The sequence below is a fragment of the Aquilutibacter rugosus genome, assembly GCF_036541335.1.
GTDB classification, from domain to species: Bacteria; Pseudomonadota; Gammaproteobacteria; order Xanthomonadales; family Xanthomonadaceae; genus Aquilutibacter; species Aquilutibacter rugosus.
Map to the genome: position 1 here is coordinate 685,992 of NZ_JAZHBO010000001.1, position 25,236 is coordinate 711,227.

25 protein-coding genes are annotated in these 25,236 nt (G+C 54.7%); 19 read left to right on the forward strand and 6 right to left on the reverse strand.

Features of this window, described 5'->3' with window-relative positions:
• Nucleotide 1: 1 nt before the first annotated feature.
• Both cysN and cysD read right to left on the reverse strand, forming a co-directional pair.
• Nucleotides 2-1,906, reverse strand: a complete 1,905-nt coding sequence (cysN, locus tag V3390_RS03300; RefSeq protein WP_331703331.1) for a sulfate adenylyltransferase subunit CysN — start codon at nt 1,904-1,906, stop codon at nt 2-4.
• Nucleotides 1,906-2,829 (reverse strand): sulfate adenylyltransferase subunit CysD, encoded by a 924-nt coding sequence (cysD, locus tag V3390_RS03305; RefSeq protein ID WP_331703332.1) that lies wholly within the window; start codon nt 2,827-2,829, stop codon nt 1,906-1,908. Before cysD ends, cysN begins: the two co-directional genes overlap by 1 nt.
• An 82-nt stretch (nt 2,830-2,911) precedes the next feature.
• On the opposite strand from cysD, the gene maiA reads away from it, so the two are divergent.
• From maiA to V3390_RS03390, 17 genes are all read left to right on the forward strand, one after another.
• The gene (maiA, locus tag V3390_RS03310; RefSeq protein WP_331703333.1) at nt 2,912-3,562 is read left to right on the forward strand and encodes a maleylacetoacetate isomerase; all 651 of its coding nucleotides are present in this window, start codon (nt 2,912-2,914) and stop codon (nt 3,560-3,562) included.
• A 99-nt stretch (nt 3,563-3,661) separates the two neighbouring features.
• Nucleotides 3,662-4,036 carry a DUF4398 domain-containing protein gene (locus V3390_RS03315; protein ID WP_331689450.1) on the forward strand — a complete coding sequence of 125 codons (375 nt, stop codon included), beginning with the start codon at nt 3,662-3,664 and terminating at the stop codon, nt 4,034-4,036.
• Nucleotides 4,033-4,986 carry an OmpA family protein gene (locus V3390_RS03320; RefSeq protein WP_331703334.1) on the forward strand — a complete coding sequence of 318 codons (954 nt, stop codon included), beginning with the start codon at nt 4,033-4,035 and terminating at the stop codon, nt 4,984-4,986. Before V3390_RS03315 ends, V3390_RS03320 begins: the two co-directional genes overlap by 4 nt.
• Nucleotides 4,987-5,013: 27 nt before the next feature.
• Nucleotides 5,014-6,024, forward strand: a complete 1,011-nt coding sequence (gene galE, locus V3390_RS03325) for a UDP-glucose 4-epimerase GalE (RefSeq protein WP_331703335.1) — start codon at nt 5,014-5,016, stop codon at nt 6,022-6,024.
• Between the two features lie 149 nt (nt 6,025-6,173).
• Nucleotides 6,174-6,389 carry an HP1242/YdcH family protein gene (locus V3390_RS03330; protein ID WP_331703336.1) on the forward strand — a complete coding sequence of 72 codons (216 nt, stop codon included), beginning with the start codon at nt 6,174-6,176 and terminating at the stop codon, nt 6,387-6,389.
• Between the two features lie 167 nt (nt 6,390-6,556).
• Nucleotides 6,557-7,612 (forward strand): dTDP-glucose 4,6-dehydratase, encoded by a 1,056-nt coding sequence (gene rfbB / locus V3390_RS03335; RefSeq protein WP_331703337.1) that lies wholly within the window; start codon nt 6,557-6,559, stop codon nt 7,610-7,612.
• Nucleotides 7,602-8,516, forward strand: a complete 915-nt coding sequence (rfbA, locus tag V3390_RS03340) for a glucose-1-phosphate thymidylyltransferase RfbA (protein ID WP_331703338.1) — start codon at nt 7,602-7,604, stop codon at nt 8,514-8,516. Before rfbB ends, rfbA begins: the two co-directional genes overlap by 11 nt.
• Nucleotides 8,517-9,077, forward strand: coding sequence for a dTDP-4-dehydrorhamnose 3,5-epimerase (rfbC, locus tag V3390_RS03345; protein WP_331703339.1), 561 nt, complete (start codon nt 8,517-8,519; stop codon nt 9,075-9,077).
• The gene (gene rfbD / locus V3390_RS03350; RefSeq protein WP_331703340.1) at nt 9,077-9,994 is read left to right on the forward strand and encodes a dTDP-4-dehydrorhamnose reductase; all 918 of its coding nucleotides are present in this window, start codon (nt 9,077-9,079) and stop codon (nt 9,992-9,994) included. Before rfbC ends, rfbD begins: the two co-directional genes overlap by 1 nt.
• Nucleotides 9,991-11,367 (forward strand): pyridoxal-phosphate dependent enzyme, encoded by a 1,377-nt coding sequence (locus V3390_RS03355; RefSeq protein ID WP_331703341.1) that lies wholly within the window; start codon nt 9,991-9,993, stop codon nt 11,365-11,367. The genes rfbD and V3390_RS03355 overlap by 4 nt, the downstream gene beginning before the upstream one ends.
• A 20-nt stretch (nt 11,368-11,387) precedes the next feature.
• Nucleotides 11,388-12,206, forward strand: coding sequence for an ABC transporter permease (locus V3390_RS03360; protein ID WP_331703342.1), 819 nt, complete (start codon nt 11,388-11,390; stop codon nt 12,204-12,206).
• Nucleotides 12,196-13,551, forward strand: coding sequence for an ABC transporter ATP-binding protein (locus V3390_RS03365; protein ID WP_331703343.1), 1,356 nt, complete (start codon nt 12,196-12,198; stop codon nt 13,549-13,551). Before V3390_RS03360 ends, V3390_RS03365 begins: the two co-directional genes overlap by 11 nt.
• A gap of 2 nt (nt 13,552-13,553) precedes the next feature.
• Complete coding sequence (locus tag V3390_RS03370; protein WP_331703344.1) at nt 13,554-16,157, forward strand: GT99 family glycosyltransferase N-terminal domain-containing protein; 2,604 nt, start codon at nt 13,554-13,556, stop codon at nt 16,155-16,157.
• Entirely contained in the window at nt 16,150-16,878 is a 729-nt protein-coding gene (locus V3390_RS03375; protein ID WP_331703345.1) for a glycosyltransferase family 2 protein, read from the forward strand. Before V3390_RS03370 ends, V3390_RS03375 begins: the two co-directional genes overlap by 8 nt.
• On the forward strand, nt 16,875-18,242 hold the full coding sequence (locus V3390_RS03380) for a glycosyltransferase family 4 protein (protein ID WP_331703346.1): 1,368 nt from the start codon (nt 16,875-16,877) through the stop codon (nt 18,240-18,242). The genes V3390_RS03375 and V3390_RS03380 overlap by 4 nt, the downstream gene beginning before the upstream one ends.
• Before the next feature lie 3 nt (nt 18,243-18,245).
• Nucleotides 18,246-19,016, forward strand: a complete 771-nt coding sequence (locus V3390_RS03385) for a glycosyltransferase family A protein (protein WP_331703347.1) — start codon at nt 18,246-18,248, stop codon at nt 19,014-19,016.
• Complete coding sequence (locus V3390_RS03390; RefSeq protein ID WP_331703348.1) at nt 19,013-20,437, forward strand: glycosyltransferase family 4 protein; 1,425 nt, start codon at nt 19,013-19,015, stop codon at nt 20,435-20,437. Before V3390_RS03385 ends, V3390_RS03390 begins: the two co-directional genes overlap by 4 nt.
• Nucleotides 20,438-20,440: 3 nt before the next feature.
• Here the strand turns inward: V3390_RS03390 and V3390_RS03395 are convergent, their stop codons facing one another.
• Entirely contained in the window at nt 20,441-21,115 is a 675-nt protein-coding gene (locus V3390_RS03395; protein ID WP_331703349.1) for an NAD-dependent epimerase/dehydratase family protein, read from the reverse strand.
• Nucleotides 21,116-21,118: 3 nt separating this feature from the next.
• Nucleotides 21,119-21,637 carry a hypothetical protein gene (locus V3390_RS03400; RefSeq protein WP_331703350.1) on the reverse strand — a complete coding sequence of 173 codons (519 nt, stop codon included), beginning with the start codon at nt 21,635-21,637 and terminating at the stop codon, nt 21,119-21,121.
• Between the two features lie 422 nt (nt 21,638-22,059).
• On the opposite strand from V3390_RS03400, the gene V3390_RS03405 reads away from it, so the two are divergent.
• A complete protein-coding gene (locus tag V3390_RS03405) occupies nt 22,060-22,806 on the forward strand; it encodes an electron transfer flavoprotein subunit beta/FixA family protein (RefSeq protein ID WP_331703351.1) in 747 nt (248 codons plus the stop codon).
• Nucleotides 22,806-23,744, forward strand: a complete 939-nt coding sequence (locus V3390_RS03410) for an electron transfer flavoprotein subunit alpha/FixB family protein (protein ID WP_331703352.1) — start codon at nt 22,806-22,808, stop codon at nt 23,742-23,744. The genes V3390_RS03405 and V3390_RS03410 overlap by 1 nt, the downstream gene beginning before the upstream one ends.
• 99 nt (nt 23,745-23,843) lie before the next feature.
• Here the strand turns inward: V3390_RS03410 and V3390_RS03415 are convergent, their stop codons facing one another.
• Both V3390_RS03415 and V3390_RS03420 read right to left on the reverse strand, forming a co-directional pair.
• The gene (locus V3390_RS03415) at nt 23,844-24,278 is read right to left on the reverse strand and encodes a hypothetical protein (RefSeq protein ID WP_331703353.1); all 435 of its coding nucleotides are present in this window, start codon (nt 24,276-24,278) and stop codon (nt 23,844-23,846) included.
• Nucleotides 24,279-24,454: 176 nt separating this feature from the next.
• Nucleotides 24,455-24,847, reverse strand: a complete 393-nt coding sequence (locus V3390_RS03420; RefSeq protein ID WP_331703354.1) for a hypothetical protein — start codon at nt 24,845-24,847, stop codon at nt 24,455-24,457.
• Nucleotides 24,848-25,236: the final 389 nt, after the last annotated feature.

The window sequence follows — 25,236 nt, forward strand, 5'->3', positions numbered from 1 at the left end:
TTTAGGCGTCTGAGTCCGGAGCCAAGCAGCGAGAGACGACTTGGTCGGCCAGCTCCTCAGCCGAGGCCGTGGCGGTGGCCAAGGTCAGCTCGGGCGATTCGGGTGGCTCGTACGGCGAATCGATACCGGTGAAGTTCTTGAGTTGGCCGGCTCGGGCCTTGGCGTAGAGGCCTTTGACGTCGCGTGATTCCGCCAGTTCCAGCGAGGTGTCAACGAACGCTTCGATGAATTCGCCGTCGGGAAAAAGGCGACGTGCCATTTCGCGATCGGAACGGAAGGGCGAGATGAAGCTGACCAGCACGATCAGGCCGGCATCGGTCATGAGCTTGGCGACCTCGGCGACGCGACGAATGTTCTCGACGCGATCTTCGTCGGAGAAGCCCAGATCCTTGCTCAGACCATGGCGGATGTTGTCGCCGTCGAGAATGTAGGTGTGATGGCCCAGAGCTAGCAGCTTGCGTTCCACCAGGTTGGCGATCGTGGATTTGCCCGAGCCGGAGAGGCCCGTAAACCAGATGCACTTTGGCGTCTGCTGCTTAATGTTGGCGCGCGCCTGCTTGTCGATATCGAGCGCCTGCCAATGCAGATTGGCCGAACGGCGCAAGGCAAAACGAATCATGCCGGCAGCGGCGGTTGAGTACGTCTGACGATCGATCAGTACGAACGAACCCAGCTCCCGCAGTTGCTCATAGGTCTCGAACGGAATGGCGCGGTCGAGGTAGAGATTGCAGAAACCGATTTCGTTGAGCTCGAGCCGCTTGGCTGCGATGTATTCTTGCGTGTTGATGTCGACGCGGTGCTTGATCTCCGTCACCTGTGCCGCAACGGTGCGTGCGCCGATTTGCAGCCAGTAGCTGCGACCCGGCAGCAGGGGCTGCTCATCCATCCAAACGATATGTGCAGCGAACTGATCCGCGATTTCGCATGGCGAATCGGCTGCGACCAATACATCGCCGCGGCTGACATCGACTTCGTTGGCCAAAGTCACAGTGATGGCTTGGCCGTGTGAGGCCCGGTCCAGATCACCTGAGGGACCAATCACGCGTGCAATGGAACTGACTGTGCCGGCGGGCAGGACGCGGACCGAATCGCCTTCGTGCAGTTTGCCGCCGCCTAGCAAGGTGCCTGCGTAGCCGCGGAAATCGGAGCTCGGACGGTTGACGTATTGCACCGGCAGGCGCCATGCGCGTTGACTGTCGGGAGCCTCGAGATCCGGCAACTGATGCAGCAGCTCCAGTAGAGCGGGGCCCTTGTACCAGGGCATGCGGTCGGACAAGGCGGTCAGATTATCGCCTTGCAGTGCCGAGATCGGCACCGACCAGATTTGCTTGAGGCCCAACGAGGAGGCCAGTTTGCTGAATTCGCCTTCGATTTCTACGAACCGCTCGTGCGAGTACGAAGCCAGGTCCATCTTGTTGACGGCGAGAATCACATGGCGCACGCCTAGCAACGACAGCAAGTATGCATGGCGTCGTGTCTGCAGCAGAAGGCCCTTGGTGACATCGACGAGCACAATGGCGGCATCCGCTGTAGAAGCGCCGGTCACCATGTTGCGGGTGTACTGCTCGTGGCCAGGGCAATCGGCCACGATGAACTTGCGGGTCGGTGTCTCAAAGTAGCGGTAGGCGACATCGATCGTGATGCCCTGTTCGCGCTCGGCCTCCAGGCCATCCATCAGCAACGCAAAATCCAGGCCTTCGCCCTGGGTACCGTGTTTGCGGCTATCGGATTCCAGGGCGGTCAGCTGATCGGTCAGCAGGCCTTGGCTCTCATAAATCAGTCGGCCAATTAAGGTGCTCTTGCCGTCATCTACGCTGCCGCAGGTGATAAACCGCAGCAATGACTTGGTTTCTGCCGATTGCAGCAGGACTTGGGCCGCACTCGGCCGAGTATCCACGGAGGCCATCAGAAGTAGCCCTCATGCTTTTTGCGCTCCATCGAGGCTCCGCCATCGCGATCGATCACTCGACCTTGGCGCTCCGAGGTGCGGGATGCGGCGAGCTCTTCGATCACGCTTTGGAGCGTGTCTGCAGTCGACTCCACGGCGCCCGTTAACGGATAACAGCCCAAGGTGCGGAATCGAACGCGGCGCATTTGCGGTTGTTCGTTCGGCTCCAGTGGCAGGCGATCATCATCGACCATGATTAGTGCGCCATCGCGCTCCACAATCGGACGTTCCTGCGCAAGGTAGAGTGAGGGCACCGGAATCTCTTCGCGGTAGATGTACAGCCAGATGTCCATCTCGGTCCAGTTGCTCAACGGAAAGACTCGAACCGATTCGCCGCGATGGATGCGGGTGTTGTAGAGGTTCCAGAGTTCGGGCCGTTGGGCCTTGGGATCCCAGCGATGCTGCGCGTTGCGGAAGCTGAAGATGCGTTCTTTGGCGCGCGACTTTTCTTCGTCGCGTCGGGCGCCGCCGATGGCCGCGTCAAACCGGTAATGGTCCAAGGCCTGGCGCAGGCCCTGCGTCTTCATGATGTCGGTGTGTACTGCTGAGCCGTGCGTGATCGGGCCTACACCCTGCGCAATGCCTTCGGGATTGGTCCAGACCAGAAGATCGAGACCGGTCTCTGCGACGCGGCGGTCACGAAACTCGATCATTTCCCGGAACTTCCAGCCCGTGTCGACGTGCAACAGGCGGATCGGGGCTTTGGCCGGATAGAACGCCTTCTGCAATAAATGCAGCAATACCGAACTGTCCTTGCCGATCGAATACAGCAGCACCGGATTCTCAAATGCGGCCGCGACCTCCCGAATAATGTGCAGGCTTTCGGCCTCCAGCTTGTCGAGGTGAGATGGATGTTCGGCGAGGGGAGAGCTTGAAGGCAAGGCGGCGTCGGCGTGCGAAGTATTAGACTTATGGTACCTGTCGAAGCCACTCCATGTGAACGCCGACGCTACTTGCAGACTTATGAGCACTTTTAATTCCGAACTTCGCCTGCATGGCTACTGGCGCAGCAGCGCCACCTATCGCGTGCGTATTGCGCTGAATCTGAAAGGACTGGATTACGAGTACGTGCCGGTGCATTTGGTTAAAGATGGCGGGCAACAGCACTCGGCCGCATACCGCGAGATGAATCCGCAGGAACTGGTGCCGACGCTGGAGCATCAGGGACATCGGCTCACGCAGTCGCTGGCAATCATGGAGTACCTTGACGAAGCGTTTGCGAGCACGCCGGCGTTGCTGCCCGAGTCCTATGCGGAGCGGGCGGCGGTGAGAGCCTTCGCCCAGGCGATTGCCTGCGAGATTGCACCGCTGGGAAATTTGCGGGTAATGCAGTATCTCAAGCGTCACGACATGGATGCGGAGGCCTGGTCGCGACATTGGATGACGACCACGTTTGACGCGCTGGAGCCGATGGTGTTTGCGGGTGGGGCGGCCTTTGCGATGGGTGAAGAGGTGACGATGGCCGATTGCGTGCTGGTGGCGCAGATGTATAACGCGCGGCGATTTGGCGTGGATCTCGACAAGTATCCGGCGCTGGTGGCTGTCGATGCGCGGTGTCGGGAGTTGGAGGCATTTATGCGTGCGGCGCCGGAGCAGCAACCGGACGCGGCGTAACGGACTGGCCGAGTGTGTCGGGAATTGTTGTGTGCGGTTCAGGTTGGCAAAAACTTTGAATTACTATTTGTAGAAGTGATTCAACGACCTTTGGACCTCATGAAATTTCGGAATGTTCTGACGATTGGCGCACTGATGGCAGCCACTGCGACACTGGCCGGTTGCGCGACCTTGCCGCCTCCAACGGCTGAGCTCGAGGCCGCTAAAGTGGCAGTTCAGCGCGCGCAGGATTTGAATGCATCCCAGTTCGCGCCTCAGTCCCTTTCGGCGGCGCAGTCGTATCTGCAGCAGGCCAATGCCGCCCTGGACAAGGGCAATGAGAGCGATGCGCGTCCGTTGCTGGAGCGTGCCGCTGCCGTTGGCGACTTGGCCACGGTGCAGGCGCAGGCTGCGGTCAAGGTGAATGACGCGAAGGCTCGGCAGGCCCAGGTCCATGAATTGCGGGCCAAGATTGAACAAGGGGGTGCGCAATGAACCGTGCAGCCTGGATGTTGAGTGTGGCCCTGTTGGCGTCACCTGTCGGGGTGGCCATCGCGCAGGACACTGCTGTCGTTAAGGTTGATATGGCAGCGCAATTGCGCGCCCGTCTGCAGACATTGGATGCGGACAGTCGCTATAACAATCTGGCGATGTTTGAGCGCTCGCGTGCGGCGCAGGCTTTAGCGGCCTTTGAGAATGCGCGCAACAAGGACAAGCCCGAAAAACTGTTCCTGGCCGAAACCCGCGTAACCATTGCGGAAACCGCCGCTAAGACGCAATTGCTCGATGGCGAGATCATCGGCATGGATCGCGAGATTGCCGATCTGAACCTGGAGCTGACGCGCCGTGAAAATCAGCGGATTGCGGCTGAAAATGAGCGGTTAAAGATCGAGGCCGCCAACCGCGAGGAAGAGGCCCGCAAGCTGCGGGAGCAGGCTGCGGCCGCACAGACCGCGCTGGATCAGATTGAGGCTGCCGAGCAATCCAAGCTCAACCAGGCGCGGGCCGCCGATCTCAAGTTGGCCAAGGAAGAGGCCGAACTGGTGGCGGGTAGCAAGCTGCCGCCGGCCCTAATGGATCAGCGAGGCGAGGTCTTTACACTCAGTGGCGATGCGTTCGCCGCGGCCAATTCGGCGACGCTGTCTTCTAAGGGCTTGGCGCAGATCAGAGTGCTGGCCGAATACATCAAGATCACCACCGGTGGCGCCATTGCGGTGCAGGGCCACACGGACAACACTGGAAACGAGGCCGCGCAGCTGACCCTGAGCAAAGCACGTGCCGAGTCGGTTGTGGCGGCGCTGAAAAAGGCCGGCACCCCGGCGGCCCGACTCCAACCGGCCCAGGGGCTTGGTGCAACGGTCGATCTGGTCAACAACGACACGGCCGCCAATCGCTGGAAAAATAAGCGCGTCGAGGTCGTGATCGCGCCGCCGGCCGTACAATAAGGCCCACATCTTTAGGGGAAATTGGTGATGGACATTCTGGTCACTGGCGGTGCCGGCTACATCGGCAGCCACACAGTGCTTGCGCTGTTGGAGTCCGGACATCGGGTGCGGGTGCTCGACAATTATTCAAACTCCTCGCCTGAGTCACTGCGACGGGTCCAACAATTGACCGGCAAATCCGTGGATGTTCGTGAGGGCGATGTCCGGGACCTGCAGGTGCTGCGCGACGCCATGACCGGCGTGCAGGGCATCATCCACTTTGCGGCACTCAAGGCAGTTGGGGAGAGTGTGGAGCTGCCGCTGCAGTATTACCGTAATAACTTGGATTCAACGCTGTCTGTATTGGAGTTGCTGGATCCAATGGGCGTCGATCGATTCGTCTTCAGCTCATCGGCGACGGTCTATGGTGACCCCGAGGTGGTTCCGGTTACCGAGGAATCGCCGCTGTCGGCCACAAATCCGTATGGCCGGACCAAGTTGTTTTCCGAAGAGATAATCAGGGACGTTTCCCGGAACTCCCGAGCAAAGTCCACGATTTTGCGCTACTTCAATCCGGTTGGCGCCCATCAATCCGGCGCAATCGGTGAGGATCCGAGTGGCACCCCCAACAATTTGATGCCGTACGTGGCACAAGTTGCAATCGGCCGCCGCCCGCACCTGAATGTGTTTGGTAGCGATTACCCTACGGTTGATGGCACCGGAGTGCGGGACTACATCCACGTCATGGATCTGGCCGAGGCTCATGTGGCCGCTTTGGTGGCAGCTCAAGATGAAAATTGTACCGTCTACAACTTGGGCACTGGCTCCGGCTACAGTGTGCTGCAGCTGGTCGAGGCGTACGCGAGGGCCGCCGGCCGGCCCATTCCGTATGAGATCAAAGGTCGCCGAGCCGGTGATGTGGCTGCTGTTTGGGCTGATCCCACATTGGCAGCCGATCGCCTGAACTGGCGGGCGCACCGCACTATTGAGAACATGTGCATTGACTCGTGGAACTGGCAATCCAAGAATCCGAACGGATTTAAGGTATCAGATCGTTAAAAATTCGCAAGGTGCGAAACAGGGCATTGCCAAGTCCAAAAAATCGGCGTAGCGTGAATTGTCCGAGGCTCAGAATTCGGACCACATCGTCAGTATGGCCTGTACTCTGCGCCCCGGGACCCTTGAACGGTAAAGCCCAGGAGGCCGCCATGTTTGAAACCGATTCGCAGAAGTCCGCCGCACAGGCTCTGATGTCCAGCAATGTGCAGTTCAAGCAGCTCTACCAGCGACATCAGTATCTGGACAAAAAGCTGATGGACTCTGATCTGGGGGTCAACGGTTTCGATGACATGACCGTACAGGAACTGAAACGCGAAAAGCTCGCTGCCAAGGAGCGGCTGATGCAATGGGTCGGGGATAGCTGAGCCCTCTGTACGTCCACTTCTCTAAGACAAGGCCCGCACTTCGGTGCGGGCTTTTCTGTAGCTGAATGAAAACTTCTCGAATGGCAGCGTGACAGCTTGATGAGAAATTCACCCGCACCCTCTACAATGAGCAGTTATTCGTAGGCGGCTTATAAATAGAGGGACTCATGGCAACTTGGTTGGTCACCGGCGGTGCAGGCTTCATTGGCGGTAATTTCGTATTGGGTGCGGTCGAGCGAGGCCACAAAATCATTAATCTGGACGCGTTGACCTATGCGGGCAATCTGGACACGCTGAAGTCTCTGGATGGTCATCCGGATCATGTGTTTGTGCACGGAGACATTGGCGACGCCAATCTGGTCCGCGATCTGTTGCAAACCCACCAGCCAGACGCCGTTATTAATTTCGCCGCCGAGTCCCATGTGGACCGATCCATCGATGGTCCCGGATCATTCATTCAGACCAACGTGGTCGGCACGCTGAGCTTGCTCGAGCAGTCGCGCGACTACTGGAAGTCGCTGCCTGCAGAGAAGGCGGACGCTTTCCGCTTCCTGCACGTGTCCACCGATGAGGTCTACGGCACTTTGGGTGAAACGGGCAAATTCACCGAATCCACGCCCTTTGCGCCGAACTCGCCGTATTCGGCCTCGAAGGCAGCATCGGATCACCTGGTTCGGGCGTTCCACCACACCTACGGGTTGCCGGTGCTGACCACCAACTGCAGCAACAATTACGGCCCTTATCAATTCCCCGAAAAGCTCATTCCGCTGGTGATCGCAAAGGCCCTGCGAGGCGAAGCATTGCCGGTGTATGGCGACGGGCAGAACATCCGCGACTGGTTGTACGTCACGGACCATTGCAAGGCCATCGAGACCGTACTGGAACGCGGTCGCGTGGGTGAGACCTACAACGTGGGTGGTGATGCCGAGCGCAACAATCTGACGGTAGTCAAGACGATCTGTAAGCTGCTGGATGAAAAGCGCCCGTTGGCAGACGTTTCCAATCGTGAGTCTCTGATCACGTTCGTCAAGGACCGTCCGGGTCATGATCGCCGTTACGCGATTGATGCCAGCAAGCTGCAAAGCGAGCTCGGCTGGGCGCCTTCGGTGACTTTCGAACAAGGTATCGAGCACACGCTGGACTGGTACCTGGATAATCAGGAGTGGGTGAGCCGCGTTCTTGACGGCAGTTATCAGATGGAGCGAATCGGTCATGACGGCTAACGTAACTTCGAAAGCTCGCAAGGGCATTGTGCTGGCCGGGGGTTCCGGTACTCGCCTGTACCCGATCACGCAAGGTATTTCCAAGCAGTTGCTGCCGGTTTACGACAAGCCGATGGTGTACTACCCGCTGAGCGTGCTGATGTTGGCGGGAATTCGCGACATTCTGATGATCAATACGCCGCATGAGCAGGCGCTGTTTCAGAATCTGCTGGGTGACGGCTCGCAGTGGGGCATCAATATCACCTACGTCGCACAGCCGAGCCCCGACGGTCTTGCGCAAGCCTATATCCTTGGCGAAGAGTTCCTGGACGGCGCTCCGTCTGCCATGGTGCTGGGCGACAACATTTTTCATGGCCCCGGTCTAACGGAGCGGCTTCAGCGCGCCTCGGCCGTTGAGAATGGTGCCACAGTGTTCGGCTATTGGGTGGCGGATCCCGAGCGTTACGGCATTGCCGAATTTGATGACTCCGGCAAAGTCATTGGTCTGGAAGAAAAACCGGCGAAACCTAAATCCAACTATGCAGTGACCGGACTTTATTTTTACGACGGTCGCGCTCCCGAGTTTGCGCGCTCGTTAGAGCCCTCGCCGCGAGGCGAGCTGGAAATTACCGATCTCAATCGGGTCTATCTGGAAGAAGGCTCACTGAGTCTGGAGCGTTTGGGTCGCGGTTATGCGTGGCTGGATACCGGCACGCATCAGTCGTTGCTCGAGGCTGCGAACTACATTGAAACCATTGAAGCGCGGCAAGGCTTGCGGGTGGCCTGTCTGGAAGAAATCGCCTGGATACAAGACTGGATAAGTGACGAGGACCTGCTCCGTTTGGCCGATCCGCTGAAGAAAAACGGTTACGGGCAGTACTTGCTGAAGCTGGTCGAATTGGGGCGCTCGAGACTCGGCGGCTAAGTGAATATCCTTAAGACCAGTTTGGACGGCTGTCTCGTCCTTGAGCCGCACGTGTTTACCGATGAGCGAGGTTGGTTCTTTGAATCATTCAACCTCGACAAAACTCTAGCACTGGGTTCGGATGTGCGATTTCGGCAAGGCAATACCTCCAGTTCGATCCGTGGCGCATTACGTGGCTTGCATTATCAATGGCCGCGGCCACAAGGTAAGCTCATTTCCGTTGTGCGGGGCGAGGTCTGGGACGTGGCAGTGGATATTCGTCGCGGGTCGCCACAGTTTGGTCAATGGACTGCAGTCGTGCTTAGCGCTGAAAACAAGCGGCAGCTCTGGATTCCTGAAGGCTTTGCCCATGGCTTTGTGACACTCAGTGATACTGCGGTTTTCACGTATCTATGTACCGACACGTATCAGCCGCAGTGCGATGCCAATGTGGCGTGGGATGACCCGGAACTTGCGATTGATTGGCCATTGAAAGATGTGTTGCTTTCGCCGAAAGATGCGGCAGCACCTCGATTGGTGGATATTGCTGCAGATCGTCTGCCTGAATATTGGAAACGCTGATGAAAGTTCTGGTGCTTGGTGCGAACGGGCAAGTCGGAACTGAACTTGTCCGTAGACTGCCGGAAAGGCTCCACGCCGATGTGGTGCCTGTGACTCGCTCCGGCGACTGGGAGGGTCAGCCCTGTGAGACTGCGGATCTGAGCGAGCCTGAGGCATTAGGTGGTTTGATCGAGCGTGTGAAGCCGGATGCGGTTGTGAATGCGGCTGCATATACGGCGGTGGATAAGGCAGAGTCCGAGGCCGAACTGGCCATGCGCATCAACGGTGAGGCTCCCGGTGCGATCGCGAAGGCCTGTGCCGATCACGGCATCCCGTTTGTGCACTATTCGACGGATTATGTCTTTGGGGGCGATGCTGATAGGCCTTATCTCCCCGAGGATGCTACTGCACCCGCCGGAATCTATGGCCTCAGCAAACTCGCCGGAGAGCAAGCGGTTCAATCTGCCGGTGGAGATGTGCGAATCCTGCGGAATGCCTGGGTATACGGCCTCCATGGTAGCAACTTCCTCCGCACCATGTTGCGGCTGGCGGATCGCGCCGAGCTGGGCGTTGTGGATGATCAAATCGGCTCTCCTACTCCGGCATGGCTAATCGCCGAGGTAACCGCTGCAATGCTGCGTCAGGGCTTCCGCGGTCAACGGACTCATCATGTAGTTGCCGGCGGACAGACCTCCTGGGCGGGCTTTGCCGACGCCATCTTTGATCAAGCGGTAGCCGGAGGCCTGATCGATGCCAGGCCGGCCGTTAAGCGGATTACAACGGCGGACTATCCCACGCCCGCAAAGCGCCCGGCGTATTCGGTACTTTCGACTGAATCCCTGAAGTCTGAGTTCAGCCTCAAGTTGCCCGGCTGGGACGAATGTCTGAAAATGACCTTTAATAGCGACGCGCTGCAACAGGCGCAAAGTATTCAATGACTATCCATGCTTCCGTGCTGGATATGATTGGCGGTACGCCGATCATCCGCAATCGCAACCTTGATACCGGGGATTGCAATCTATTCTTTAAGTTGGAGTCTCAGAACCCTGGCGGCTCCATTAAGGACCGCATCGGGCTGAGCATGATCGAGGCCGCAGAACGGCGTGGCGACATCAAGCCCGGTGACACGCTGGTTGAGGGTACCGCGGGTAATACCGGTCTCGGCCTAGCCCTAGTGGCGCAATCTAAAGGCTATAAGTTAATCCTAGTCGTCCCCGACAAGATGTCGCGCGAGAAGATATTTAATCTCAAGGCGATGGGCGCACAGGTGGTTTTGACGCGCTCGGATGTGGCCAAGGGCCACCCCGACTATTATCAGGATCTGGCCAAGACCATTGCCGATCAGACACCTGGTGCATTCTTTATCAACCAGTTCGGCAATCCCGATAACCCGGCTGCACATGAATTTGGCACGGGCCCTGAGATTCTGTCGCAAATGCGCGACGTCGGTGGACTCGATGCAATCGTGTTCGGTTGCGGCTCCTCCGGCACCATGACCGGCTTGTCGCGGTGTTTTGCAGACAAGTCGCCCGGCACAGAGCTGATTCTAGCCGATCCCGTCGGCTCGATCCTTGAGGACTATATCAACCGCGGCGATATCGTTGATAAGTCGGCATCGTGGATGGTCGAAGGAATCGGTGAGGATTTCCTGCCGCCAATCTCAGACTTTACACGAGTCAAAAAGGCTTATGCGATCTCAGACAAGGAGTCATTTCTGGCGGCACGCTCGCTGTTGGAGTCTGAAGGCATCCTAGGTGGCTCTTCCACCGGTACGATTCTGGCAGCGGCTCTGAAGTATTGCCGAGAGCAGACGACTCCGAAGAACGTTCTAGTACTGGTCTGCGACACTGGCAACAAGTATCTGTCTAAGATGTACAACGATTACTGGATGCTGGATAACGGCTTCCTGGAGTCGCCGCAGCATGGGGATCTGCGAGATCTGGTGTTGCGCCCGTACGATAAGCGCGACACGGTTGTCGTTGCTCCGACCGATCTGCTCGTCACGGCATATCAACGGATGAAACTTTACGATGTCTCTCAGCTCCCGGTCATGGATGGTGACAGGCTAGTAGGTATCGTTGATGAATCCGATGTACTACTTCAAGTTTACGGCGACGAGGCGCGTTTCCGCGATCCTGTTTCCACCGCAATGGTTACTGCTCTCGACGTGGTTCAGGTCAAACAGTCCATTGAAGATCTGTTACCCATCTTTCGTCGGGACCATGTTGCCATTGTCATGAATGATGTAAGGTTTGTTGGATTGGTCACCCGAATTGATCTGCTGAACTACCTGCGGCGCCAGGTGAATTAAATGCGAGTTGAGAGGCAACTATGTCTGAAATGATGTTTCCGCGTCCTATGGACGTTTTTCGTCCACTATGGGAAAGAAAGTACCTGATTAAGCAGCTGGTCAAGAAGGAGCTTAGTGCAAAGTACCGGCGCTCGAACCTGGGTTTTCTCTGGGTTGTCTTAAATCCGGTGTTATTGATGTCGGCCTACACCTTGGTTTTCGGCGTACTCTTGCGTGCGAGGTGGGGGGGCGCAGGATCTACGCTTGAGTTTGCGCTGGTGTTGCAGGCCGGTCTGATCTTCTACAACTTTTTCAATGAAGTTGTTTCCAGGTCAGCGGGTCAGATCCATTCCAACCAATCTCTAGTCACCAAAATGAGGTTCCCCCTTGAGGTGCTGAGCTGGGTGTCTGTAATTGTGGCCAGCATTGATTTTCTGATGAGTTTGATTGTCTGGACAGTCCTCTTCGTCCTGATCAAGCATGAATTTCCGCTCGGTATCTTTGGGGTTCCGGTCGTACTTATTCCTTTTGCTGTTTTTACGGTGGGGATTTCCTGGTTTGTAGCTGCTGCGGCTGTCTTTCACTCCGACCTTGAGCATATCATTCCCTCCCTTATGGTCCTGCTTATGTTTGTCTCTCCATTGCTGTTTCCTGCGAACAGCATGCCGGAGCAATTATCGTTCCTGACGCAATGGAACCCATTGACTTATGTGTTTGAGGCGGGCCGGGGCATATTGCTGAATGTACAGTGGCCGAGTGTCAATGTGATGCTTTTCGGCGTCCTGACCTCCCTTGCAGTGGCTTGGATTGGCCTGGTTTCGTTTAAGGGGAATCAACTGGAGTTTGCTGATGTCTATTAATCAGGATGCTACCGAAGCTATTTCGGTTAAAGGCGTTAGCAAGGAGTACACGTTTACACATGCCCGCCGATGGTCGCCTTTAGGGCACTGGCGTAGTCGAAACAAGAGTTCGCAGGACTCGAAGTCAGCGGGTTACCTTGCATTAGATGACATCAATTTCAGTGTCGGAAAGGGCGAGACAGTTGGGGTGTTGGGAAAAAACGGCGCTGGCAAGAGCACGCTGTTGCAGGTGATTACCGGTGTTTTGCAGCCCACCAAGGGATCGGTAAACATCGCAGGTCGGATTGGAGCGCTATTGGAGCTAGGGGCTGGCTTTAATCCTGAACTAACAGGGCGAGAGAATATTGAGCTCGCGGGCGCTGTACTTGGATTGTCTTCAGATGAGGTTCGCCGGAAATTAGACGAGATTATCGAATTCGCTGACATCGGCGAGTTTATCGATCACCCCGTGAAGACGTACTCAAGCGGCATGATGGTCCGGGTGGCGTTCTCCCAACAGGTCCATATGGATCCCGATGTACTAATCATCGATGAGGCCTTAAGCGTTGGCGACATGTTTTTTCAGCAGAAATGTCTAGCCAAGATAAAGGACATAATAGGCCGCGGGGTAACGGTGTTCTTTGTGTCGCACTCTTTGAACGCTGTAAAAAGCCTGTGTCGGCGAGCCATCTTGCTAGAAAAAGGCAAGTTAGTCGCGGATGGCCCTTCGGAGGAAGTGTGTGAGCAATATCAAAATTCCATGTCAAGCACTTCACCGGAGGATCTCGCTGCAGCCATCGCCCAGTCAGAGATGAACAGATCCGAGCACGGAGAACTCCGTCTTCATTTTGAAGAGAGTTTTCCGGTTCTCCCTGAAGACGTGTTTGAGTCCACTGTGCTTAACAGGTCTGGCGGAGGAGAAATCCGTTTTACAGGGTTTGCAGTCCTGGATTCTTCCGGAAATCGAGTTACCTCAATTGAGCGTGCGAACAACATTAAGCTGCGACTGCAGTTTAAGGTGAATTCCGAAGTTCCTGCTGGCGCCACGATTGGCATTCTTATTCGGGATATGCATGGCGTTGATCTGCTTGCATATAACACCGATTTCTACGAGGCCTACCTGCCAGCAATGGCTGCCGGAGACCGCGTATACAGTCTTGACGTTTCAACCAGTCTTCCTTTTGCAATGGGGCGCTACTCTTTTCATTGCGGAGCAAAACCGTCAGCCGATTCGCCCTATTTCTACGATCGTTGCTTCAATATCGGAGTCTTGGATATTGAGTCAAATCCACTAACGTGGGGCATGTATGGCGGCCGTTTGGTGCATACGCCGAATGACCTGAAGCTGCTGGTGAATGCGGTTTAGAAATGTATATTTCTTTCCTGCTGCCCTTTGTTGATCGTGGCTCGGGACCGTTGCACCAGTGGGTTATGCTCGCTCAGATGGCGGCCTGGTCGCCAGACGAGGTGGCCTTTATTGGCGACCAGAGATATTTCGATGAGAAGGGCATTCCTTTCAACGAGCAGTTGGAGGTTTCCGGAATTGTCTTTACCGTTCCCTCAAAGGAGCGTTTCAGGGCGTATCGGAAAATATCGTTAAGCCCAAGTGATCGAATCGAGCCTGAGCTTTTAGACAACGGGATAGAGTTTTTCCGACGGCTTATCACCGAATCACTCACTGACGTTCGGGATCAGCTACTGGATGCAACTAGGCAAATTCTCGGGAAACGGTCAAAGCCGAAGGCATACTTAACGTGGTGCAATTGCCCTAGTTTGACTGAACTAGGGAAGATTCTGGATGTGCCCGTAATTCACAACGAGCTGGGACCTCTGCGTTCCCCGCAGTACGCGAACACGATTTACTTTGATTTTGATGGGGTAAATGGCAATACAGAGCCAAGCAAATGGGGCAGCAAGGCCGATCTCGAATCTGCATTGCAAGGGGCAAGCCTAGTCGGAGTCGCAAAAATACGGCAGTTGATTCTCGAAAAAGATCCTGTTCTAAGTAAGTCGGCTTCATTCGAGGTCGGAATTGCATTGCAGGTAGACGACGATTCAAATCTGGTCGCATTCTCGAGGGGCTGGTCAACAATTGGCCTGATACATAGAGCAAATCAGGATGCAAAGTCCCGTCAGGTACTGGTTCGGCAACATCCATCGGCCCCTTTCGCATACCGTGGAACACTTGGCGCTATCGATCATTCGAGATCGTCTCTGGAATTTATCGCGAAATGCAAGACGATCTATTCGATTAACTCAAGCGTTTTAGTCGAGTGCCTGCTGTGGGGTAAGCCGTTCTACGGACTGGGAGATTCATCTGTCAGCGTTTTTTCCACGGGTAGTCGTCTGGCTCCAAGCTCAGCCAAGGATCTGAAGCTGGCATTAAATGCCTATGTTTTGAGTTACCTCGTACCATCAAGCCTGCTGTTTGATCCTAGCTATTACTCATGGCGACTGGAGAAAAAGCGCACGTTAGCGGAATTGCACAGGCGCCATCTTGATGCCTATGAGAGCCTGGCTTTGAGTACGTCGAAATTAAAAGGGCATGAGGTTTCCGCGCTTCCTCGGCCGACCGGGCGGAGCGTAAAGAGAGATCCGGAGGATCGATCATTTCTCCAGGCAAGCCTTGTCGAGGAAAAGTTTCGGAACCTTCAATCACTGATTGACAACCTAGGGCTTGAGAATAGCGAGCTTAAAAAGTACCTCTCTGATCGCAAGTCGGCAGCGGAGTGGCTTGAATCCCAGTTGGACGCATTTCGGACGGAGAGCGCGTCTGACAAGCGCGCTATCGAGAGTTTGCGATCTTCACTTGCTGAGCGGAATTCGAGCCTGGAGTGGCACGCGCAGCAGCTAAAGAACCACCAGAAGGAACTGGAGAACTCAAAGGCCATCATTTCCGAGCGGAATTCGAGCCTGGAGTGGCACGCGCAGCAGCTAAAGAACCACCAGAAGGAACTGGAGAAATCAAAGGCCATCATTTCCGAGCGGAATTCGAGCCTGGAGTGGCACGCGCAGCAGCTAAAGAACCACCAGAAGGAGCTGGAGAACTCAAAGGCCATCATTTCCGAGCGGAATTCGAGCCTGGAGTGGCACGCGCAGCAGCTAAAGAACCACCAGAAGGAGCTGGATAGTTCAAAGGCGGTCATTTCCTCGTTACAGACCGATATTGAGGCGAAGAAAGGTGTCATCCTCTCTCTCCAAATTCGAGCCGATAACGGCGAGAAAGAGCTTGCCGCTCTCGACTTCAAACTCGCACAACTTACCAAGCAGCGCGAACAAGACATCGTCGCCAGAGACGAAATCTTGGCTGAGAAGCGTGCCCTGTGTGCGGATCTGGAAGCAGTGCGAGCTCGAGCTGAATCGCTAACCGAAGGCCTTGGGGAGAGAACTGCAGCGGTAGAGTGGCTGGAGTCTCAGCTCGAAAACTACAGGTCAGAACTCGGCAATGCTAATGAGAGCATTAGCTTGCTGAAGGCCAATCTCGAAGAAAGGCAGGAGGCTATTGAATTGCTGGACTCCCGGCTGCAGGGATTCAAGGCTGAGTTGGAAAGGGCCACTCTCACTACCAGTTCAATGGCGGAGCAATTACGCGAACGAGATATGTCATTGAACGCCATGGGGTTGGAAAAAACGCAGCTGGAGGAAGAGTTGCGAATCGCTAGGAAGCGAAATGATGAGCTGAGTTCCGGATTGAAGAAGCAAGTCGATCTGGTTCAGGCGTCAAACAGTAAGCTACAAGCTGCGATAAGCGAGATAGAGAGTGCACGACTGCAAAACGCTATGTTGGCGACTTCGGTTGGGCAGCTGACTATGAGCGTCAGAGGCCGCGAAAAGGAGGTTAAAGAGTTAAGGGCCGATCTCGATCACCGGGACGAAATTGTGCGCAGATTCAAGAGTCATCGCACAGTACGTGTCCTGGAGAAGCTTCGGCTAATGGCGCTTGAATATCCGGAAACAATGCGAGATGAGTGAAGTGGATCCAGGTCTTTCCATTGTTCTGACGCTTCATCGGGAGGCATTGACTGCAGCCGCCAGTCTTAACTCGGTGATTAACTCGGCACGTGCATCACACTGCAGGCACGAGATCATCATTTCTCTGGATTGTGCAGATAGCGAAACGATACGCGTTGCGCGGGACTTCAGTGCCACACATGAACATACGATCTTGAATGTTGTTAATTTCGGTGACCCGGCAGGATCCCGGAACTCCGCTGTAGGGCAGTGCAGCGGCAAGTATCTCGCAATTGTTGACGGAGACGATCTGGTTTCACTCAATTACTTCGCCAAGCACCTGCATGAAGCTGATCGTCTTGGGCCCGGTTACCTTATTAGACCGGAGTTGATTGTGACGTTCGGCGAGGAGCTTTCCTTCCATACTCAGTATGATGAGCGAAATGGAGAGGTTAGCCGGGCCCTGATCTTCGGTACGAATCCCTGGGCATCGCCTGCATTAGGGTTCAAAGAAGTGTTTCAGGCGGTTCCATATTCACTCACCCATGCAAACGGCTTCGGGTATGAGGATTGGAGCTGGAATTGCGAATTGAAGGCTCGGGGCTACAGGAATGCAGTCGCAAATCAGACAGCATACTTCTACCGCCGTAAGAGTGCAGCAGCGTCCAGAAACTCGTCCTCAAATGATTCGATGTCAATTCTTCCGCCAAACTCGCTGTTCGAGATCAGATTCTCCGAATGAAACGTGCACTGCAATCATTAGTTGGAAAGCTTGTCACGAGGGCCTTGGCGTGGACGCAGCGCCAGCTTGACAGCTCTCGTCGGCAGCGTCTAATGGTTCTTACCTCTCGTGGTAAGCGGAATGGTGTGCAAAAGGTCCCAACTTGGCTTCCAGAGCTGATGCCGGATGTCGCCAGTCTTGAGCCGAGGCTCTCAAGTAAGAATTTCGAAGTCGGCGCATTGAAGGAGTATGTAATCCCGGCAAAATCCAAGATTGGTGACGCATTTGTGCATCTTTCGGATCGGCTAACCAATGTCAGGAAGCCGGAAGCCATGATTTTTTGTCCGTGGATATCGATAGGTGGATCAGACGAGGCATCTCTACAACTCATCAGTATGCTCTGCAAGAGAATGAGGGTTTTGCTAGTCCTGACAGAGAAGGACAGAAATGTTTGGCTTACCCGAGTGCCCGCCGGGGTCGAGGTCATGGATATTTCCGACGTACTGGCAGAGCTTTCTGCAAGTGACGTCTCGCAACTCATAGCTCGTCTGGTCTGCGAAATTAAGCCAAAGGTAATGCACATCATAAACAGTGACGCGGCCTGGTCTTCGATTGCGAGTCACGGTGCGGCCGTCGCCAAGGAATCAGCGATCTATGCGAGTCTATTCTGCGATGAAGTTAGCCCCGACGGAGAGAGGTTCGGGTATGCCCGGTGGTACTTGAGGGACACGCATGACAAGCTAGCTGCAATATTTGTTGACAACATGCAGTTTCCAGAGACTTGGTCCGAGCAGCTGGGTATCCCGCTATCGAAGTTCCAGTACCTGCCTCTTTACGTTGACCCGATTTTGAAGGGTTTTTCGAGAGATGTGATCCGAAGGGATAGAGTACTATGGGTTGGGCGAAACTCGCGGCAGAAACAGCCCGAGATCTTGGTCGAGATAGCTAGAAGGATGCCAGGCATCGAGTTCGACATGTACGGTATAGATTCCCTTGAGGATCTAGAAACGTCCACCCCTAGTAACCTTTTCTTTAAGGGCTACGAGGTGGAGTTTTCCCGGATTGAAATGCAAAGGTACGACGTATTCTTGAACACGTCATTATGGGACGGCCTGCCATTTGTACTTAAGCAAGTGGGAGCTTCCGGACTTCCAATAGTTTCGACGGCTGTTGGGGGTATTTCGACGCTTCTGGATGAAGACTCCGCATTTCTAGTGCGCGACCCTACATCAGCAGATGAGATTATTTCTATGATCAATAAATCGCTCAGCGCGCCTCATTTGACGCTGGAGCGTGCTAAGAATTGCTACAATCGTCTGGCTCTTGGCCACACGCGAGCGGTAGCTGAAGAGGTATTGGAAACTGTGGGCTACTTTGGGGGTTAGGTCGTGGACAAATACGAAAGCGAGAGCCACGTAGACGTATCCGTGGTCGTGACATTTCACAACGAAGGGGTTCTGGCCCATACGGCTTTGACGTCGATTTGTCAGTCAAGCCTGCGGGCTATTGCCGCAGGTGTTCGGGTTGAAGTGATTCTAGTGCTCGACCGCGCTGACTCGCTCACTGTATCGAGCGTCCTCAATCATCCAAAAATGGGCGGGGGCGAGGTTTTGCTTCATGTTTCGAATGGGGATCTGGCACTTTCGCGCCACTCCGGTATTGACGTCGCACGTGGCGAGTTCATTTGCATCGTTGATGGAGATGATCTGATTTCAAGAGACTACGTGCTGCGACATTTCTTGGAGTCCCAGAAGCACGGCGAGAACGTTGCGCTGCATCCGGAGATTGTTGTCAGTTTTGGAATGTACAATGCGTTCAGCTGGCAAGTGGATCAGGGAGGCGAATATTTCGATAAGCCCTCATTATTAGTGGTGAATCCTTGGATTAGTGCAGTCTTTGCTAGAAAGACACTATTCGAGTCGATCCCACAGGTGGAGATCAATACTGTTAAGACTGGTTTTGGATTCGAGGACTGGTGTTGGAACTGCGAGACAATAGCTGCCGGTATTGAGCATCGTCTGGCATGGGGGACGGTTTACATGTATCGGCGTAAATTTTCCGGTTCAATGAATGAAAATAGCCGAATCGCTAAGGCCATTGTGCCCCCAAACTCGCTATTCAAATCCTCACTACTTGATCTGAAGAGGACGGAGCAATGATGGGCCAGAAGAATTACATTTCCGTCGTTGGAAAGGGGCGTCGTTTTCTGGCCAGATCACTGAGATGGGCGGCACGTAGAGTTGCTTCGGAAGAGATGCCTTCGCCAGCCGATTCTAGACTTGATGCGGCTGCGGCGAGTTGGAATCCTCCAAAAATGCCGGATTGGGTTGTGGAGGAGCTGGTCGCCGCATCAATGATTGAACCGGATTTGCTGCCGCACGACGATGCGGTAGATAAGTTTCAGTTTTATTCGGTTCCGCAAAATCCAGCTCCGGGCATCGTCTACTCGCAAGCTTTGGAGCAACTGAGCAGCAATGCCTATACTCACGTGCTCGTCATTCCGTGGTTGAAACCCGGTGGCGCCGATCGCGGCATTCTGTTTCATGTGAACGCCATTCTTGAGCATGATGCTGATGCCAAGGTTCTTATGATTGCAACGGAGCCAAGCGAATCGCAGTGGAAGTATCGGGTTCCGACTTCCGTGGATTATTTGGAGTTGGGGCTTCTGTCGGCAAATCTGGAACTTCCCCACCAAGTGGTGGTGCTAACTAGGCTTCTTATTCAGCTTCAACCGCGGACTATTCACATCGTCAATTCCAAGGTTGGATGGATGGCAGTTCGTTCGCATGGCTTGGCTCTAGGGCAGTCTGCACACTTGTTCGGCTCTCTCTTTTGCGACGATTACAATGTCAATATGAAGCCCGTGGGCTATGCGAGAGACTTCCTGAGGGACACCTATCGCTACTTCGATCGCATATTCTGTGACAACACAGCGTATCCCCGTATATGGTCCAACGACTTAGGCGTTCCGCAGGATGTATTCAGTGTGCTTCCATTCCCGTATGACGGTGAAGTTAGCGAATCGCGAATTCAGAAGGCCGATGCGAACCGTGTCCTTTGGGCTGGTAGACTGGATCGCCAGAAACGTCTAGACGTGCTTCTGGAGATTGCTCGGCTACGTCCGGAATTGCATTTCGATGTCTACGGTGCGCCGGTGATGGGGGAGTCTATGGCTGTTCTCATATCCGAACTTGGCAAAATGCCGAATGTAGAATTGCACGGTACATTTGAGCGGCTGGAGGATGTGGTAACTGAACAGCACTTTGCCTTCCTAATGACCACCTCATGGGAGGGGACACCAACCATTCTCCTTGATGTTGCCGCCCTCAGACTGCCAATTGTGGCTCCTGCTGTTGGTGGGATTCCAGACATCGTGAATGCAAGGCACCTTGTCTCGAATCCAGATGATGCCGGCGAATTCTCAGAGAAACTAGTACGACTTAAGTCTGATGCGGTCGAAGCTGCAAGCCTGATTGATGAGCAAGTAGAGACCATTCAGACGGATAGGGCCTGGACTCGGTTTATTAAGCGGCTCGAAGAGAAAGGAACCTATTTCACTGGAGCAGGTTCTGACGGCTAGGTCTCAGCCATAGTAGCGTTTAAGCACGCGCCGAGCATAATCGCCGCCTAGCTCGATTCCCAGTTTTTTTGCCAGGTCGCGAATCTTCGAAGTATCAGCGGGCATTGGGGCGCCAGTCTCAATTAGCCGGAATTTAGCAGGCTTATCCAAGATCTCTTCGAAGATTCGAACTATCTCCGGCATCGATAAGGATCGCTCACTCATTATGGGGATAATTCCCGAAGCGTACTGTGCTATCGCTTCGTGAGCAATGGACGCGACGTGCTCAATATCAATGAAGTTTCTCTCAGCATATGCCCAAACTTCAAATTCGAGATCGTTTCCAATGTTGTGGATCATCGCATTTGCGAGTGTATTTGGATTCTCGCTCTTGCCAACTACTTGCGGAAGTCGAAAAATCAAATTGGCGGCAGATTTAGACGCAACTAGGTCCTCCATCTGCCGCTTATGTTCCAGATATGGAGAGTACTCTTCAGTAGCGACTCCGAAGCTACTGAAGTAGACAAGGCGCGATTGAGTACCGTTCAGATGCGTTTGAAGCAGTGAACGTTCTCTTTGAAATGCCTCGGTCCTTGTCTCTCGAGAATTGGAGACGCCCGAGGCAAATATGACGGTGTCCTTGCGAATCAGGCCAAGTCGCCTGAAATGGGAGGCGACTAGTCCGTTGCCGACAATCATCGATTATCCGACTCTGCGCACCATTACATTACAGAACCAATTGTTCTGTGCTCCTGCCTGCATTTCAATCTGGAGCTGAGTCGTAGCACCACTATCATGTTTGAAAGTAATTTTCGGCGCAGCCAGTGTCAGAACACTGGTCTCCAGCAGCTTCTCCGGCTCCTTCGACAAATCGACCTTTACACCCGATGTACATTTGTCCTGAGCCAGGGAAATCTCATAGTTGCCGGGAACATCGACTTGCAAGCCAACGCGAAATTTGGGGTCAATGGATGGAACGACCAAGACGCCGTCAGTTCCGAGCGGCTCATACGGAGAGTAGTTCAATTTGGCAGCCGCGATAGCGTCTGCAGAGGGGGCTATTGCAGTCATTCCATTAATAGCTTGGCCTTTGGCTTGCGCTTGCGCCTTAGGTTGGGCTTCATCAGTTTGGGCGGCCTGCTGTTGGCAACCAGCACCTGCGGAAACCACGGCAAATGCCATCGCCGTCAATTGAAGAATACGTGGGAACTTGCGGGTCACTGGTAATGCTCCTGATTTAGGAAGTCCAATATACTTTAAGTGATTGTGGTGAACAATCCTACTGAAGCCCCTTTGATGGCGCAATGCGGGAGATGGAGTCCAGATTTCCCCTGGAGTTCCAGCTCGCCCTCCAACGCCCGTGGTATGAGATTAGCTACCCCAGGAATCTGAAAGTTGCTTGAACGCCGAATGCCGGCTTCAGGCCGGATCGCATTCCTCATTTTAGGCGATCAAACTCGCTTCACTCAGCGCCGTTGCGCCATCATTATAGTCAGCGTGGATTGGTATTGCGTCAGACACAAACGCCGATGTTGCGTTGCGCCCTACTAAATTGGCCGGGCGGCATCGGTCCATATGGCGAAGTTCGGATAAAATAGTCGGCGACAGCCCAAATTGGGTGCAAATACCGTGAATTTTGCCGTATGAAGGTACTCGTAGGTTACAAGCGCGTCATTGACGCAAACGTCCGTGTCCAGGTCAAGCCTGACAGCTCGGGCGTGGTGACGGATGGCGTCAAGCTGTCCGCCAATCCCTTTGATGAAATTGCTCTCGAAGAGGCCCTGCGCCTGCGCGATCAAGGTATCGCTACCGAGGTCATCGTGGCGACGATCGCTCCCGCCGATGCGCAAGCCCATCTGCGTAACGGTCTGGCAATGGGCGCCAATCGCGCTATCCACGTGGTGACCGATCAGCCGATCCAGCCGCTGACCGCGGCGAGAACTTTTCTCAGGCTGATCGAGAAAGAACAGCCCGACCTGGTGATCCTTGGCAAGCAAGCAATCGATGACGATGCCAGCCAGACCGGCCAGATGCTCGCCACGATCTGGGGTCGCCCGCAGGCGACCTTTGCTTCCAAGCTCGAAGTCGCTGACGGTAAAGCCACTGTGACGCGCGAAGTGGACGCCGGCCTGGAAACGATCGAAGTCGATTTGCCCGCCGTGGTCACCACCGATTTGCGTCTCAATGAGCCGCGCTTTATCAAGTTGCCGGACATCATGAAGGCCAAGTCCAAGCCGCTCGACACGATTGCCTTTGCGGACCTCGGCGTGGATGCGCATGACGCGCTGACCATCAAGTCCTACGAAGCGCCGGCCAAACGTTCGCGAGGTGTCATGGTATCCAGCGCCGCTGAACTGGTGGCCGCACTCAAGCAAAAGGGTTTGCTCTAATGTCTAAAGTACTCATCGTTGCCGAGCATGCCGACGGCAAGCTCAATGCATCCACCGCCAAGTGTGTGTCTGCGGCTCAGGCCCTTTCGCCCGCAGCGATTGAAATCGTCGTACTGGCTGCAGATCCGGCCGCTGTTGCCGCCGAAGCGGCAAGCATCGCCGGTGTGAGCAAGGTCATTACCATTGCCAATGCAGCCAACGCGCAGGCCATTGCACAGGTGCAAGCACCGCAGGTTGCAGCGGTCGCCGGCGGTTATACGCATGTCTTTGGTCCGTCCACCACGTTCGGTAAGGATCTGATGCCCTGCATCGCGGCGCTGCTGTCGACATCGCAAGTGTCCGACATCATGGCCGTCGAAGGCTCGCACACCTTCAAGCGTCCTATCTACGCCGGCAACGCCGTCATTACGGTCGAGGCGCCTTCGGATCATCCGGTCGTGGGTACGGTTCGTGCCGCTTCATGGCCAGAAGCAGCAAAGGATGGCTCGGCAGCCGTCGAAGCCGCAACGGTCGACGCCGCATTGCCGAGCCATACCCGTTTCGTGGGTCTTGCCGCCGGATCGTCGGATCGTCCCGACCTGCAGTCCGCTAAGCGCGTCGTGTCCGGTGGCCGCGGTGTTGGCTCGGCCGAGAACTTCAAGATCATCTATGACTTTGCCGATAAGATCGGCGCGGCAGTCGGTGCATCGCGCGCAGCAGTCGATGCGGGATACGTACCCAATGAAATGCAGGTCGGTCAAACCGGCAAGATCATTGCGCCCGATCTGTACATTGCGGTAGGCATCAGCGGTGCCATCCAGCATTTGACCGGTATCAAGGATGCAGGCACGATCGTTGCGATCAACAAGGACGGCGATGCGCCGATCTTTGAGATTGCGGACATCGGTCTGGTTGGGGACTTGTTCCAGATCCTACCCGATCTCGAACAGGCAATGTAGTTGTTTAAACTGGAAGAATTAGAAAAGGCGCCTAGCGGCGCCTTTTCTTTTATATCAACGAAGGCAGGAATTCTTGTACACGAGCGTGCGCATGAACAGTCATGAGAGAAAACTCCGGGGTTTCGTCTTGTCGTGATCGACTCTGCCTGGTGTGAACTTTCCACTCCAGGTCTTCCCTTGATCCGAGGCGGACTTTCTGACTGTGATCTTGTTGGATTTACCGAGCTTGCTGTTGTGATTCTCGCAATGGATGCTTTCCACGCATAGAAGGAAGTCAATGTCCATTACTGCGGTCCTAAGATCTTCTTTCAAGCGCTCCTGATTAACAAACTTGTCTCCAACGAAGTACAGCGCGCCAGCCGTGATGGCTGCAGCGAGAATCATGCCGCCAGCTTCAATGGCGGATGCGATGATTGATGCGTCCAAAGCTTCTGTCTCCCAGACAGTTATTACTCGGATCAGTGTAGTCTTTCGAGCGGGCAAATTCTGGACCTTCGCGGCCCACGCGTTGATCGTGCTTTGCCGGGCGACCATGATGTGGCGATCTATCCATCTCATTTCCCGTGAGTGAGATGAGCAGGGCGAACAGCGCCACAGTCGCGCTGATTGCGTTTCTCACTGCTACTCAGTAGCTTCAACACGGAACTTCCGTGGTCGACTCAACGGTCTGCGTATCGCCCACTAAAGTCGTTTGTCGACGTGTACCAAATCTAGATGCCAAATAATTCCGGTCGTGCCGCTCGCAACAAGTCTAGACCCGGTCTGCAGAGATACTTGCATGAGGATTCATCTCGAAAGATACGATCAAGGTCTTTGACGGGCACCCACTTGAAATAGGCGGTTGAGCTCGCCGGGTCGTGTGATGCGAACGATGCGTTCGCAAATGTACATCGAACGGTTACGAAGAACTCGGGCTGATACAGCACCAAGGCCGACAAGACGACGCCAATGGGCTCAAACCGATAGTGGTTGCCAATTTCGCTTATCACACTGTCCGGCAGCTCATCTAAGAACTCAGCTTCTGCGAAATCGTGGAACGGAATCTTGGAATGGTGAAACCAGTCCGTCGACTCAATCAGACCCGCAAAAGACCATTCGATCATGCCCTTTTCAGCGACCTCGTAGCGTGGGCTCTTGATATCGCATAGTCGCTTGCTGTGTGGAGAGCACAAGGTCCGGGGAGTTGTGTGTGAAGAATATATCGCGGTAGCTTGAGCTCCCCAGCTCCAGTCCAACCTCGTCGCCCGTGTTGCTGATGGTGATCGATTTAACAGTCAGCTTTGGCAGGTCCAAGCTTCCGGCTGCAACATAGTAAAAATCGGTCCGGTCGTCTCCATGCTGTCTAGGCAGGTAGATAGAATCTTTGGCACCTCATAGAAGTCATCGGGATTAAAGGTGATGGATACATTGGCGCTTGGCTTGATCGGAAGAACTCGGAAGTCGGTCAAGTGTCGTCCGCTCCGGTTGATGCGCGGGGCATCGGAACTCGCCA